Origin of the sequence: Rhizobium sp. RM (assembly GCF_013390595.1) — a bacterium.
Classification (GTDB): Bacteria; Pseudomonadota; Alphaproteobacteria; order Rhizobiales; family Rhizobiaceae; genus Agrobacterium.
This window is the reverse complement of sequence record NZ_JACAWV010000008.1, coordinates 567,042-580,607: the sequence shown is the minus strand read 5'-3', so window position 1 is coordinate 580,607 and position 13,566 is coordinate 567,042. Positions and strand designations below refer to the sequence as shown.

Annotated in this window: 16 protein-coding genes; 9 read left to right on the top strand and 7 right to left on the bottom strand. The window is 57.1% G+C overall.

What is annotated here, in order from left to right:
- Nucleotides 1-56 precede the first annotated feature (56 nt).
- The 3 genes from groL to HWX89_RS11765 all read left to right on the top strand — a co-directional run bounded on the left by groL (nt 57) and on the right by HWX89_RS11765 (nt 3,278).
- A complete protein-coding gene (gene groL / locus HWX89_RS11775) occupies nt 57-1,694 on the top strand; it encodes a chaperonin GroEL (protein WP_138794653.1) in 1,638 nt (545 codons plus the stop codon).
- 540 nt (nt 1,695-2,234) lie between these two features.
- Complete coding sequence (locus HWX89_RS11770) at nt 2,235-2,657, top strand: hypothetical protein (protein WP_138794652.1); 423 nt, start codon at nt 2,235-2,237, stop codon at nt 2,655-2,657.
- Nucleotides 2,658-2,831: 174 nt separating this feature from the next.
- Nucleotides 2,832-3,278: a DoxX family protein gene (locus HWX89_RS11765; RefSeq protein WP_138794651.1), complete on the top strand. Its 447-nt coding sequence runs from the start codon at nt 2,832-2,834 to the stop codon at nt 3,276-3,278.
- A 118-nt stretch (nt 3,279-3,396) separates the two neighbouring features.
- On the opposite strand, the gene hisG is transcribed toward HWX89_RS11765, so the two are convergent.
- From hisG to hisS, 4 genes are read right to left on the bottom strand one after another with little or no spacing between them, the layout of a single operon-like run.
- Nucleotides 3,397-4,095, bottom strand: coding sequence for an ATP phosphoribosyltransferase (hisG, locus tag HWX89_RS11760; RefSeq protein WP_138794650.1), 699 nt, complete (start codon nt 4,093-4,095; stop codon nt 3,397-3,399).
- Nucleotides 4,092-5,219: an ATP phosphoribosyltransferase regulatory subunit gene (locus HWX89_RS11755; RefSeq protein ID WP_138794649.1), complete on the bottom strand. Its 1,128-nt coding sequence runs from the start codon at nt 5,217-5,219 to the stop codon at nt 4,092-4,094. The genes hisG and HWX89_RS11755 overlap by 4 nt, the downstream gene beginning before the upstream one ends.
- 16 nt (nt 5,220-5,235) lie before the next feature.
- Entirely contained in the window at nt 5,236-5,604 is a 369-nt protein-coding gene (locus tag HWX89_RS11750) for a VOC family protein (protein ID WP_138794648.1), read from the bottom strand.
- 4 nt (nt 5,605-5,608) lie between these two features.
- Nucleotides 5,609-7,132 (bottom strand): histidine--tRNA ligase, encoded by a 1,524-nt coding sequence (gene hisS / locus HWX89_RS11745; protein ID WP_138794647.1) that lies wholly within the window; start codon nt 7,130-7,132, stop codon nt 5,609-5,611.
- Nucleotides 7,133-7,374: 242 nt separating this feature from the next.
- Between hisS and HWX89_RS11740 the strand changes: the two genes are divergently transcribed.
- From HWX89_RS11740 to copM, 4 genes are all read left to right on the top strand, one after another.
- A complete protein-coding gene (locus tag HWX89_RS11740) occupies nt 7,375-7,620 on the top strand; it encodes a DUF2798 domain-containing protein (RefSeq protein ID WP_138794646.1) in 246 nt (81 codons plus the stop codon).
- A gap of 79 nt (nt 7,621-7,699) precedes the next feature.
- The gene (locus tag HWX89_RS11735) at nt 7,700-8,464 is read left to right on the top strand and encodes a hypothetical protein (protein WP_138794645.1); all 765 of its coding nucleotides are present in this window, start codon (nt 7,700-7,702) and stop codon (nt 8,462-8,464) included.
- A gap of 42 nt (nt 8,465-8,506) precedes the next feature.
- Nucleotides 8,507-8,881 carry a hypothetical protein gene (locus HWX89_RS11730; RefSeq protein ID WP_138794644.1) on the top strand — a complete coding sequence of 125 codons (375 nt, stop codon included), beginning with the start codon at nt 8,507-8,509 and terminating at the stop codon, nt 8,879-8,881.
- Nucleotides 8,882-8,941: 60 nt separating this feature from the next.
- Nucleotides 8,942-9,319, top strand: a complete 378-nt coding sequence (gene copM / locus HWX89_RS11725) for a CopM family metallochaperone (protein ID WP_138794643.1) — start codon at nt 8,942-8,944, stop codon at nt 9,317-9,319.
- Nucleotides 9,320-9,361: 42 nt separating this feature from the next.
- Here the strand turns inward: copM and HWX89_RS11720 are convergent, their stop codons facing one another.
- Nucleotides 9,362-10,279 (bottom strand): LysR substrate-binding domain-containing protein, encoded by a 918-nt coding sequence (locus HWX89_RS11720; protein WP_138794642.1) that lies wholly within the window; start codon nt 10,277-10,279, stop codon nt 9,362-9,364.
- 81 nt (nt 10,280-10,360) lie between these two features.
- Here HWX89_RS11720 and HWX89_RS11715 point away from each other — a divergent pair, with 81 nt between their 5' ends.
- Entirely contained in the window at nt 10,361-11,404 is a 1,044-nt protein-coding gene (locus HWX89_RS11715; protein WP_138794641.1) for a YeiH family protein, read from the top strand.
- A 75-nt stretch (nt 11,405-11,479) separates the two neighbouring features.
- Here the strand turns inward: HWX89_RS11715 and HWX89_RS11710 are convergent, their stop codons facing one another.
- Nucleotides 11,480-11,923, bottom strand: a complete 444-nt coding sequence (locus HWX89_RS11710; protein ID WP_138794640.1) for a hypothetical protein — start codon at nt 11,921-11,923, stop codon at nt 11,480-11,482.
- The gene (locus HWX89_RS11705) at nt 11,920-12,549 is read right to left on the bottom strand and encodes a DNA-3-methyladenine glycosylase I (RefSeq protein WP_138794639.1); all 630 of its coding nucleotides are present in this window, start codon (nt 12,547-12,549) and stop codon (nt 11,920-11,922) included. Before HWX89_RS11705 ends, HWX89_RS11710 begins: the two co-directional genes overlap by 4 nt.
- Nucleotides 12,550-12,779: 230 nt before the next feature.
- Here HWX89_RS11705 and HWX89_RS11700 point away from each other — a divergent pair, with 230 nt between their 5' ends.
- Entirely contained in the window at nt 12,780-13,553 is a 774-nt protein-coding gene (locus HWX89_RS11700) for a L,D-transpeptidase (protein WP_138794638.1), read from the top strand.
- Nucleotides 13,554-13,566: the final 13 nt, after the last annotated feature.

Sequence of the window (13,566 nt, the reverse complement as noted above, 5' to 3'; positions counted from 1 at the left end):
TCCTTAAATTTATGCCGGATACCGTTCCGGTCATTCGAAACCAGGAGTTTTGAACAATGGCAGCCAAAGAAGTAAAATTCGGCCGCGGCGCACGCGAAAAGATGCTCAAGGGCGTCGACATTCTCGCTGACGCAGTAAAGGTCACCCTCGGCCCGAAGGGTCGTAACGTCGTTATCGACAAGTCCTTCGGCGCACCGCGCATCACCAAGGACGGCGTTTCCGTCGCCAAGGAAATCGAACTGGAAGACAAGTTCGAGAACATGGGCGCACAGCTCGTTCGCGAAGTTGCCTCCAAGACCAACGACATCGCCGGTGACGGCACCACCACCGCGACCGTTCTGGCACAGGCCATCGTTCGCGAAGGTGCAAAGGCAGTTGCTGCCGGCATGAACCCGATGGACCTGAAGCGCGGTATCGACCTCGCTGTTGCAGAAGTCGTCAAGGACCTGCAGGCAAAGGCCAAGAAGATCAACACCTCGGAAGAAGTTGCACAGGTCGGCACGATCTCTGCTAACGGCGAGCGTCAGATCGGTCTCGACATTGCTGAAGCAATGCAGAAGGTTGGCAACGAAGGCGTCATCACCGTTGAAGAAGCCAAGACCGCTGAAACCGAACTCGAAGTCGTTGAAGGCATGCAGTTCGACCGCGGTTACCTGTCGCCTTACTTCGTTACCAACCCGGAAAAGATGATTGCGGACCTCGAAGACGCATACATTCTGCTCCACGAGAAGAAGCTCTCGAACCTCCAGGCTATGCTGCCGGTTCTCGAAGCTGTCGTTCAGACCGGCAAGCCGCTCGTCATCATCGCTGAAGACGTAGAAGGCGAAGCTCTTGCGACGCTCGTCGTCAACAAGCTGCGTGGCGGCCTCAAGATCGCTGCTGTCAAGGCTCCTGGCTTCGGCGACCGCCGCAAGGCCATGCTCGAAGACATCGCCATCCTGACCGGTGGTACCGTGATCTCCGAAGACCTCGGCATCAAGCTCGAAAACGTCACGCTCGACATGCTCGGCAAGGCGAAGAAGGTTTCGATCTCCAAGGAAAACACCACGATCGTTGACGGTTCGGGCCAGAAGTCCGACATCGAAGGTCGCGTTGCCCAGATCAAGGCTCAGATCGAAGAAACCTCTTCCGACTACGACCGCGAAAAGCTGCAGGAACGCCTTGCTAAGCTCGCTGGCGGCGTTGCCGTTATCCGCGTTGGCGGTTCGACTGAAGTTGAAGTGAAGGAAAAGAAGGACCGCATCGACGACGCTCTCAACGCGACGCGCGCTGCTGTTCAGGAAGGTATCGTACCGGGCGGCGGCGTTGCCCTGCTGCGTTCCTCCACGAAGATCTCCGTCAAGGGCGAAAACGACGATCAGGAAGCTGGCGTCAACATCGTTCGCCGTGCACTTCAGGCTCTGGTTCGCCAGATTGCTGACAACGCAGGTGACGAAGCCTCCATCGTTGTTGGCAAGATCCTCGAGAAGAACGAAGACAACTACGGCTACAACGCTCAGACGGGCGAATACGGCGACCTGATCCAGCTCGGCATCGTCGACCCGGTCAAGGTTGTTCGCACCGCTCTGCAGAACGCAGCATCGGTTGCTTCGCTGCTGATCACGACGGAAGCCATGATTGCCGAACTGCCGAAGAAGGACGCTCCGGCGCTTCCAGGCGGCGGCATGGGCGGCATGGGCGGCATGGACTTCTAAGAAGTCCTGTCTCCGGACAGTCTCAAGAAAGGGCGATCTTCGGATCGCCCTTTTTTTGTTGCGTCTGCTAAAGCAGGACGCTCAACTCGATCGACCTTTATCTGGCCCTGACGGTCGAAATCCCGCGTAAAACCCACACGCGCTCTATATTGTTTCTTTTTGAGACATGGAGAGCCTTGACGCACCGCATTTTGTTTTAAATGAAGGTGATGCTCGCATTAAGCGCGCGAATCGCGTCACATTGCATGGTATTTTCGGCTCACTTCTATCGAATGCCGTCACATATTGATTGTTTTTGATGGCAATTGGCAAATCTGATATAAAAATACATGTTATTCTAAATTTTTTCGCGATTAAGTTGTTGTTGTATACGAAAAAGAAACTATAAGTCAGCCCGCATAAAAACCGCAACGGTGCCATCGAGCCGTGGATATTTCTCCACGGAGACATTGGCTGAAAGCGGATGCGGCGACATCGGATTCAACCCAGTCAAACGTCCCGACAGACGGAAGCTGAACCAGGATTCATGCGGGGAGCGAGTTGTTCAAGATATCAAGACGCCACGACGCCCTTGCCGCGTTTCCAACAAACCAGCCCGACATGGGCCAAAGCCTGTCCAATTTTTTCATTTCCGAAGCGTGGAGCAGTGACCTCTCAAGTGGCGTCATCATGCTCGGCGAACACGCATGTTTCATGCACGGGTTGCCGCATGGTGAGTGCGGCCTGCTGACCCTCATTCGCTGTTACGATCGCAGTCACCACGCAAAGGTCCTGGAATTGTTTGAGCAGGCATCGACAGCACCGTCACGCTTCTGCTTCTCCACCAATCTGCTGACGCCGGCTGCCGCTCAGCAGCCGGTAATCTGCATGGGAGAATCCTCCGGCTTCGATGAAGGGCGGCATGGGCAGATTTCCGGCTTCTTCCTGTTTCCGCGTTTTGAAAACATGCGTTTCGCCGCCTGAAGAATGGAAGGCGAGTAATCTGCGCCAGCTTTTTTGGGCGGCAATTGTTCACTCAATGAAGACAATTTGTCTTCCGTTGTTCATCTTTCTGCGAAGCGCTATTTGCGTCATTAATATCTCCAGACATCGCCATACAGCCCCGGCAAACGCGCCGCTCAATTACTGGAGATAACCATGTCCAACAGCCAGAACGTTCTCGTTCTTATCGCCCGCATTCTGCTTTCCTTCATCTTTATCTATTCCGGTTTCGGCAAGCTGACCGACCCGTCCGGCACAGCAGGTATGATCACCGGCGCCGGTCTTCCTGCAGCGACCCTGCTTGCCTATGTTGCAGGCCTGTTCGAACTCGTCGCCGGTCTCGCTATTCTGGTCGGTTTCCAGACCAAGGTCGCTGCACTCGCGCTTGCCGTATTCTGCGTGTTCACCGGCCTCGTCTTCCACAGCGGCACCGTTGCGGTTCCTGGCTGGCCTGACCCGGCACTCGGCTGGATCAACGCGCTTAACGGCATCATGCTGATGAAGAACATCACGCTTGCCGGTGCCTATCTTCTGCTCGTCGCTTTTGGCGCTGGCGCCTACTCGGTCGATGCAAAGCGCGGCGCCGCGGTTGCCCACGCCTGACACAAGCGAAGCCTAAACAAAAAACCGCCGGAGCGATCCGGCGGTTTTTTTATGTTTCAAAGTCGCGAAGACGAGACCTGAATCTGCTTTCAGAATATCGCGCCCCCTCCCCGATATCTCAGGCCTGCAGCGCCGACCTTACGCGTTCTGCGACCTCGAGGATCACCGGGTTGTTGTCGTGTTCCGGTTTACGGGCCCGGACAAAACAGGCCTCTGAGCGAACGATGATGCCATCAGAGAGAATTTTCAGGTGATTGGCTTTGAGCGTCGAACCGGTCGAGGTGATATCGACGATGATATCCGCCTGACCCGCAGCAGGAGCACCTTCTGTCGCGCCAAGGCTCTCGACGATGCGATACAGTTGAATGCCGTGCTGGCGCGAAAAGAACTGCTGCGTCAGCCGCCAGTATTTTGTGGCAATAGCCAGTCTACGGCCATGACGCGCACGAAACTCCGAGGCAACGTCACCGAGATCGGCCATGCTATCGACATCGAGCCAGATTTCCGGAACAGCAACCACGACATCCGCATGACCAAAACCAAGGCGGGCGCAGAATTCGACCTGCGCATCGGCACTGGTCAGTCCTTCCCGCACCAGATCTTCGCCGGTCACACCGAAATCCACCGTACCCGCGCCGATCTCGCGAGCGATCTCCGAAGCCGACAGATAAGCAATCTCGATATCGTCGCGACCTTCAACGCGGCCGCGATAGGAGCGGTCGTTGCCGATCGCTGCAACCTTCAGCCCGGCGCGCTCCAGAACAGCGGAGGCATCTTCTTTCATGCGGCCCTTCGAGGGCAGTGCAATGGTAATCACAGCGTGTCACTCCCGCGTATCGCTTCGATGCGATCCAGCCATAGCGAAAAGCCAACCGCCGGTATTTTTTCTTTCGCGCCGAGAAGCGTCAGCAGCCGGTCAAAGCGACCGCCGCCTGCCAGAACACTATCACCGCCAGCTTCCACCACTTCGAAAACGAGGCCGGTATAATAATCAAGCGGGCGGCCGAATGCCGCGCGATAAGTGACCGTCTCGAGTGCTACACCTGCATTGGCGAGTGCGGCAACGCGTTTGTCGAATGCAGACAGAGCACCATCCAGTTTCAGTTTCGCTTTTTCGGCAAAATCGGCGAGCGTCCTCGAGGCTTCCGGCAAAGGTGCCTGCAGCGACAGGAACTGTTTCAACAGGCCAAAGCTTTCATCCGGCAGACGGGTCGCAGCAAGCGCCAGTTTTTCGCGCAGGCGGCGGGCAATTTCCTGCGGCGAGCGGCTGGCGTTGGTCGAATAACCGGTTTCCTGCATGACGCTGTCGATGTAATCGACCAGCACCTTTTCTTCACCTGTGGCGAGAAGACCGGCGACACGTGCATCAAGTCCCGTCATCGGTTTGGGGTGCACCAAGCTGTCGAGCAGCGCCTCAAGCTGCGCCATATCGCCAAACGCCTGTACCAGGCGCTTTTGCCAACCAAGCGGCAAACCAAGCGCTGCAACGACGGCCTCAAAAACCTGCTGGTCTCCAAGAGTAACAGTCAAAGTGCGGCCGGGCAGCAGTCGCTTCAACACGGCAGTCGCATCGCTGACGGCACGGGCATCTGAGGCGGCAATATCCGGATCGCCGAGATCCTCGATCCCTGCCTGATAAAATTCGTTCGAGCCTTCGCGACGCTGACGGAACACCTCGCCGAGATAGGAATATCGCTTCGGCGTGCCGGTCGCCGTTTCAATATGTCGCAGACAGACCGGAATGGTGAATTCGGGCCGCAGGCAAAGGCTCTCGCCCGTTTCGCTTTCCGTCATGAAGATACGGCGACGTAAATCCTCGCCAGCCATGTCAAGGAAAGGCTCTGCCGGCTGAATAACAGGCGTGTTCACGCGACTGGTGCGGCGCGCGGCAAATTCTTCGAGAAGCTCTCCGGTAAATTCCGGCATGTCGATCAGGGGCATGAAACGGTACTTTTCGTCACGGTGCGAGCGGCTGCATCATTTCGATGCGGTTACCGAAGGGGTCATGGACATAGAACCGGTGATACCCTTCCAACGGCTCATCCTCAACCACATGGCAGCCTGCGGTTTCAAGTGTTTTTCGAAGTTTCGTCAGATCATCGACGATAAAGGCGGGATGGGCCTTACCCGCCGAAACGAAATCCTGCACGACGCCAAGGTGAACCTTCACCGCCCCGAGGGCAAACCAGCAACCGCCTCGTCTCACCAGATTGGCTGGTTTCGTCTGCTCGGCAAGTCCGAGCAGACCGGCATAGAAGGCTCGCGCCTCTTGTTCCCGGCCCGCCGGCATCGCCAGTTGAACGTGATCGAGCGCGAGTATAGCCATGCCATTACTGCCCTTCGGCGGCGCGACGAACGTCCTCTGCCTGATGCGCCAGAATTTCGCGAACCTTCGCAACCAGATCGGCTTCCGACACCGTAATCTGCGCCACACGCGCCTCACGCCATGTGGCATTGTCCTCGATCTCGCCGGAAAGCCGCTTGCCTTCGATCAGATCCTTGATCTGAACCACACCTTCGGCACGCTCGTCGCCGCCCTGGATGATGGCAATTGGCGACCCGAGACGATCTGCATATTTCAGCTGATTGCCAAACTTCTTCCAGTTGCCCTGGTACATTTCGGCACGGATACCTTCGGCACGCAGCGCCTGCGTGAAGCGCTGGTAACGTCCCATGCTTTCCACGTCACCATCCATGACGGTAATGAGAACCGGAGCGAGCGGCTTTGCCTCACCGAGCTTTCCGAGGTTCTTCAGAGCGGTCATCAAACGCGACACACCGATGGAGAAACCAGTTGCGGGAACGGGCTGACCCATGAAGCGGGAAACGAGGCCATCGTAACGGCCACCACCACCGACGGAGCCGAATACGACCTTTTCGCCTTTTTCATTGGTGACATCGAATGTCAGTTCAGCCTCGTAGACAGGGCCGGTGTAATATTCGAGACCACGGACAACGGACGGATCGATCTTGATGCGCGTTGCATCGTAACCGGCGCCTGATACCAGTGCGCCAATGATGTTCAGTTCCGCAACGCCCTCTTCACCCTTGGACGTACCGGCAACCAGCTTGGCGAGATCGTCGGCGCTTACTGCATAGTCCTTGATACCTACAAAAAACAGAACCTTTTCGATCTGCTCATCGCCGAGACCCGCGCCCTTGGTAAAATCTCCGGACTCGTCTTTACGACCCGGACCAAGCAGCAGACGAACGCCTTCGGGACCAAACTTGTCGAGCTTGTCGATGGCGCGCAGGACATTGAGGCGGCGCACAGCGTTTTCATCGCCACCGAGACCAATGGCCTCCATGACACCATCCAGAACTTTGCGATTGTTGACGCGAATAACGTAATCGCCGCGCTTGATACCAAGCGCTTCCAGCGTATCCGCCATCATCATGCACATTTCGGCATCTGCCTGCACGCCAGCCGCACCGACCGTATCGGCATCGAACTGCATGAACTGGCGGAAGCGGCCGGGGCCCGGCTTTTCGTTGCGGAAAACGTAACCGGCACGATAGGTGCGATAGGGAAGCTGAATCTCGTTGAAGTTTTCGGCGACGTGACGGGCAAGCGGGGCCGTCAGATCGTAACGCAGGCTCATCCACTGCTCATCATCGTCCTGCAGAGAGAACACGCCTTCATTCGGGCGATCACTATCGGGCAGAAACTTGCCAAGCGCGTCAGTGTATTCAAACAGCGGTGTTTCCACCGGATCGAAACCGTACAGTTCGTAAACCTTACGGATTTTTTCGATCATCTCATTGGTGGCATGGATATCGGCAGCCGAACGATCCACGAAGCCGCGCGGCAGGCGGGCTTTCAGTTTCTGAGGCTTTTTTGCTTTTTCGCTCATGATGCCGGTCCGATATTTTCCTGAAATTATGCCGGTGTCTTAGAGGATGAAGCCCTGTGCGGCAAGCCGCAAAGGCAGCCTTCGCGCTTGCGAACCACCAGACCATCTGTTAGTCGCTTATCCGTTGCGTCTCGCAACCGTAAGCGTCTGACGTCAAGCAACGCACCTAACCCTTCGTCTGTCCGGAGGGCGCTGACAAAGGTGCTGTCCATGAAGACGATTTTCCAGAAAGCGAAGCTTTTATGAAACTGTCACGCTTGCCCGCAAAATATGCCGCGATCCTGACGCCATTGATCTTGTCCATCATCATGACCTTCATTGTCTCGCTGATCGCCACCTTCAAGGCTGTCGGCTTTAGCGATTTTTCAGTTCGGGAATGGATGTCCGCATGGGGGCTTTCCTGGGTGGTTGCGTTCCCGACGCTTCTTCTTGTCTTGCCGCTGGTGCGCAGGATCGTCGGGTTCCTTGTTGCCCCTTATCGCGCCTGATGCGATACCGCGCTCCGCTTGAGCGCGGTATTCTCGACATGCCCCCTCCGTCCGCCTGCAAAATCACGATAAAGGCATCATGATTCTCGAAGCCCTCCAGTATGCCGCAACCCGTGCGATGACACCGAAGGCTTTTCGGCCCTATGTGCGATACTCCGTGAACCTCTGGTCGCGAGCCAATCGTTGCGCTTCGGACTGGGCCGAGCATGAACGAAACAGCCAGCAATTCATCCTGCACTCGGCGCGAAAACTGAAACAGCGACGAACCGCCGTCGTTCTCGGCTCAGGCTTGCTGCGGGATGTACCCTACAAACCACTGGTCGCAATGTTCGATACCGTTGTGCTTGTCGATCTGGTGCATCTTGCCAGTGTTCAGTTCAAGATGCGGGCCAATGCCAAGAAAAACGTTCGCATTTCGAACCGCGATCTCTCGGGTTACGACGAGATCCTGGCCGGTCGAACAGCGGAGCCGCTCGAATTTATAAGACGCGTGCCTTATCTCGACCTGGTCGTATCTGCCAATCTGCTTTCTCAGATCGCGACCGGCGCCCGCAACAGGCTGGAGCGCGAAAACCCGGCAAACGTCCCTGAGAACTTGCTGCCAAGGCTCGTAGAAACACATCTCGACGCACTTTCAGGCCTTCCCTGCAAGACCTGCCTTCTGACCGATACCGCCTTTGAGGTGATAGGCAAGGACGGAACGGTCCAGCAACAGGATGACCTGCTGCACGGCGTTGCAATTGCCAATCCGGCAGCCACGTGGGATTGGTCGCTTGCGCCTTTCGGCGAAGAAAGCCAGGATTATCGCATCGTTCACCACGTCATAGCGAAAGAACTGACGTGATCGCCTTTGTTATTTCACAATCGCGGTTGTAAACTCGTCCTCATGCGTTTGTTGATCCGCACATTGATGCTTCTTTCCTGCCTGCTCTACGCCTACATGCCGGCGCAGGCATCTATGGGCGTGTTGCCTGCCATGGGACAGACAGCGCATGGATCGATGATGGAGAAGAATGGACACGGCCACCATGAACCCGTCGCGGTTAAACCTGCGCTGCAACAGCATGTGAGTATTGGCGATCCCTGCCCACATCGCGGCAATATAGGCCATGCAGCCTTTTGCGCGGCCTGCGTTGTGGTGATTCCGCAGGTGGACTTCGCCGAAGCGAGCAAAATGCTCTACGCTTATCCGCATCCCGATCTTGGAACCGCCTTCGTTGGCAATGTTCCCGCACCGCCGCTTCCGCCGCCCCGCGTCTGACGTTTCGGTTTTTTCTTCAATCTTATCGAAACACTCCGTGAGACACGGAAAGGATACCTCATGTCCATCAAACTTACAGTCATCGGCGCCGCCTTTGCCGTAGCAGCAACCGCTATGCCCCTGCTCGCACAGGATGCGAGCGGTCATGCCGGACACGACATGTCGAAGGGTGCAGCAACAGAAACCGGATCGACCAAGGCTTTCATGGAAGCCAGCAAGAAGATGCACGGCGATATGTCCATGGACTACACCGGTAACGCCGATGTGGATTTCGTGCGAGGCATGATCCCGCATCATCAGGGTGCAATCGATATGGCCAAGGTTCAATTGCAATACGGCAAGGACCCTGAAATCCGCAAACTGGCGGAAGAGGTCATCAAGGCGCAGGAAGGCGAAATCGCCATGATGAAAGCCTGGCTCAAGTCCAAAGGCCATTAAGCTCAAAACGGGAGCGCCGGTGACGGCGCTCCCTCATTTGCCTCAAAGACCGGCAAGACCCGTCTTGTAATCCTCCGAAGCAGCACGGCTTAGTCGCTCAAGTTCCATGGCGGCACGGCTGGTATGCCGTTCCTTGTGACGTAAAAGCGCGAAGTTGCGAGCCGGCAGATCGATACCCGCGCGCGCAAGCATGCCCTGTCGCAGGAACAGCGAGGCGACGGATGCGGAAACGGCCGTCGCAGCGCCACCGGCACGTGCGGCTGTCACGACCGCTTCGTTGGACGGCAGTTCCAGCATGACAGTCAGATCCTCCGGATCGACCCCCATCTGCCGCACGGCGGACTCAAACGCTGAACGGGTTCCCGACCCCTGTTCGCGCAGCACCCAAGCCGTACCGTAAAGCATATCAAGCGCCGTCAGGTGGCGACCATCGGCAAAGGGATGGGCAGAGCCGGTCACGACCAAAAGCTTGTCGGCAACCACGGGCTGGACATGCAAGGCAGGCTCATCGATCACGCCCTCAATAAACCCAACCTCTGCCAGACCTTCTAGGACCGCCTGTGTTACCGTTTTCGTGTTGCCGATATCGAGCTTCAACGTGACACCGGGATAGAGCTTCTTGAATTGCATCAGGATGGGTGGCAGCCAATAGCTGGCAATTGTCTGGCTGGCGCAGATGGTGATTTCGCCACGCGTCAAACCGCCCATCTCGGACAAAATAAGTTCGGCATTTCGAACGCGGGCCAGCGTCGCCTTCGCTTCGCCCAAAAAGACCCGGCCGCTTTCGGTCAATTCGATGTTGCGCCCGACCCGGTGAAACAGCTCCACATTGTAAAATGCCTCGAGATTCTTGATCGCGGAGCTGACGGCGGAGGCGGTGAGCCCGATGGCTTCTGCCGCTCTCGTGAGGTGCTCGCGCTCGGCAACCGCGACAAATATTCTCAACTGCTCAAAGGTCATGGTTCTTCATTCGATTTAATCGAACGATTTATGCCATATTATTTGATAGAATAAAACAGCACCATCCGGCATTGTCGCCTCATGCAACATCATCGCGCCGCCACACAGCCTTTTCACGTTTCTCTCCGCCGCTTGACGCCGCTCCTGCCGGGCATTCTCCTGTGCGCCGCCGTAAGCTGTGCTGCAATTCTGGCCGAGACATTCCAGGCGCGTCTGGTCGGTCATGCCTGGCTTGGCGATCTGGTTCTGGCGATCCTGTTCGGCACGGCATTGCGCTCCTTGATAACCCTGCCCGCCGTCGCATCTGCCGGCATCAAGTTCAGCGCAAAAACGCTGCTCGAGATTGCGGTGGCGCTTCTTGGGGCATCGCTCAGCCTCTCCATCCTGAAAGGCGCAGGCGGCCTTTTGATCGGTGGCATCGCATTGATTGTCGCTCTCTCGCTTGTTGTCAGCTATTTCGCCGGACGCATGCTGGGGTTGCCACCTAAGCTGGCGACTTTGATTGCCTGCGGCAACTCGATCTGTGGCAACTCGGCCATCGCGGCGGCGGCACCAGCCATCGGCGCAAAACCTGAAGATGTTGCAGCCTCCATCGCCTTCACCGCGGTTCTCGGCGTTGCCGCCGTGTTGCTGATGCCATTTCTGCCAAGCCTTCTCGGCCTTGATGCCACCCAGTACGGCATCTTTGCGGGCCTGACTGTCTACGCGGTTCCTCAGGTTCTTGCTGCCACGGCACCGCTCGGCACCGTCGCCGTGCAGACGGGCACGATCGTCAAGCTTATCCGCGTCCTGATGCTGGGTCCGGTTATTGCAACGCTGTCGCTCATCCATGGGCAGTCGGGTACAGGACGTCTCAAGCTGCAGCAGATGGTTCCGTGGTTCATCATCTGCTTCGTGCTGATGATCATGGCTCGGTCATTCGGCCTTATTCCACAGGCTCTGCTCGGCCCGGTCGCGACACTGTCCAACGTGTTGACCATCATGTCGATGGCTGCCCTTGGCCTATCGGTTGACATCCGCAGCCTTCGCCATGCAGGCGGCCGGGTCATTGCCGCAGCCAGCCTGTCGCTCGTGCTGCTTGGCGTACTCAGCCTTGGCTTGATTGCACTGACGCAAACTGCCTGAGAACCACGGACCGACAGAAGACAGACGGAGCGGACTGACTGCTCCGTTTTTGTTTGGACGCTTAAGGCCAAAGCCTTATTTTTGCGTGCTGACCGTCAATGTGTAATGAGCGCCAAGGCCACGACGCGACGAACCGAGAATAAGGGTCGGGCGGATCAGCCAGTCGGTGTCAGTTTTCGGGGTCAGAACCGCTGTTTTGCCTTCCGCATCGCTGAAGAAGATTGCATCCTCTTCCGGTGTCGAAAAATCGAAGACCGCCATCAGCACGAACTCGCTGGATGAGGCAAGCTCGATCTTGACCGTTTGTCCGGCTTTGACCTTGATGCGGTACACCTCCCCGCGCCCCCGCCTTGTCCACCCGTCCAGCGTCAACGGGCCAGTCTGTGGCATTGCGACGTCCTTCAATCGCTCACCATCGTCCAGCCAGATACCGTCGACGTTGCGGCTTTCTGCAAAGGATTGAACCGGCAGTGCCGAAACAACCATCATAAAAGCCAGAAGAGCTGCCGATATCTTCATGGACGCGTAAACTCCCGTCGCAACGCCTCGATCGGCTGCCGGCAATGACAGCCTTCAATATGATCGTTGACCATGCCCATCGCTTGCATGAACGCATAAACCGTCGTCGGGCCGACAAAGGTCCAGCCGCGCTTCTTCAGGTCCTTCGAAAGACGAGTCGATGCTGCCGTGATCGGGTTGGCCCGAAGAGTGGCATAGTCCAGCTTTTGCGGCCTTTCTGCGGCGGCCGGTTCGAAACCCCAGAAATAGCGCGCCAGCGTTCCGAATTCCTGCTTCAAATCCACGGCACGACGGGCGTTGTTGATTGTCGATACAATCTTGCCGCGATGACGAATGATGCCTTTGTCGGCGAGACAGCGTCCTATGTCCGCATCACCGAACTCAGCCACCTTGTCGAAGTCGAAGCCTGCAAAAGCAGAGCGAAACGCCTCCCGCTTGCGCAAGACCGTCAGCCAGGACAAACCGGACTGAAAGCCCTCTAGACATATCTTCTCGAAGAGGCGCCGATCGTCCGTGACGGGATAACCCCACTCCTCGTCGTGATAGCGGCTGTAGTCTTCAAGGCCCTGCTGCCAGGAACAGCGGATCTTGCCGTCCATACCCGTTTGAAGTCCCGTTTCGCTCATGCGGCGATTACCTTCCATTACAGTCAAAGACTGGCAGCTCGGCACTTACCACTGATTCACCATGTTTCAAAACCGTGCGCTAACCCTAACGACAGCTTTCGCTAAAACTGCGTCTTTTCATGAATGGGTGTTTACCATTCGCTGGTCCCAAGGTGCGAACCTATCCTGCAAATGCGGGCCTATGGTTCCCGTGTCCCTTCTTGCGGTGTCATGTAAAAAGAGTCCACCCGATGACGATGAAATCCGTTTTTATGGCGTTGAGCCTGTTTTCTGCGTTCGCAGCCCCTGCCGCCATGGCCAACGACCGTTATCGGGAGCGTCCGCCTGTTGTTGTGAGCCCTGATCTTTCCGCTCCCTGGGTCACGCAGCTCGGTGGCGCCAATGTCCGCCCCGTTGTTTATCCGCGTCCGCCGGCCGCCCGACAGCCGGTCTATCGGCAGCAGCAGGTCGCGATGCCGCAGCGCCCGAATTCCGGCGTCACCTCGCAGCGCCCCGCGCGGGTGCAGGCAGCCGCCGTGCGGCCCAACGCACCGGTTCGCTCGCAGATTGCACCGCAGTTCCTGCCGCAGATCGTGAATTACGAAACGAATGAAAAGCCCGGCACAATCGTCATCGATACGCCGAACCGCTTTCTTTACCTTGTCATGGCCGACGGCAAGGCACGCCGCTACGGTGTCGGCGTCGGTAAACCCGGATTCGAATGGGCAGGAACGCACAAGGTGACCCGCAAGGCCGAATGGCCAAGCTGGACCCCACCGAAAGAGATGATTACGCGAGAAGCAGCCAAGGGACATTACCTGCCAGCCTTCATGGAGGGCGGCCCGGCAAACCCGATGGGCGCGCGCGCCATGTATCTCGGCTCTACCCTTTATCGCATTCACGGAACCAACCAGCCGTGGACGATTGGCAGCAACAATTCCTCCGGCTGCATCCGCATGCGCAACGAAGATGTCACCGATCTCTATGAGCGCGTGAATGTCGGGACGACGGTGATTGTGATCTGACGGCAACGGTCAC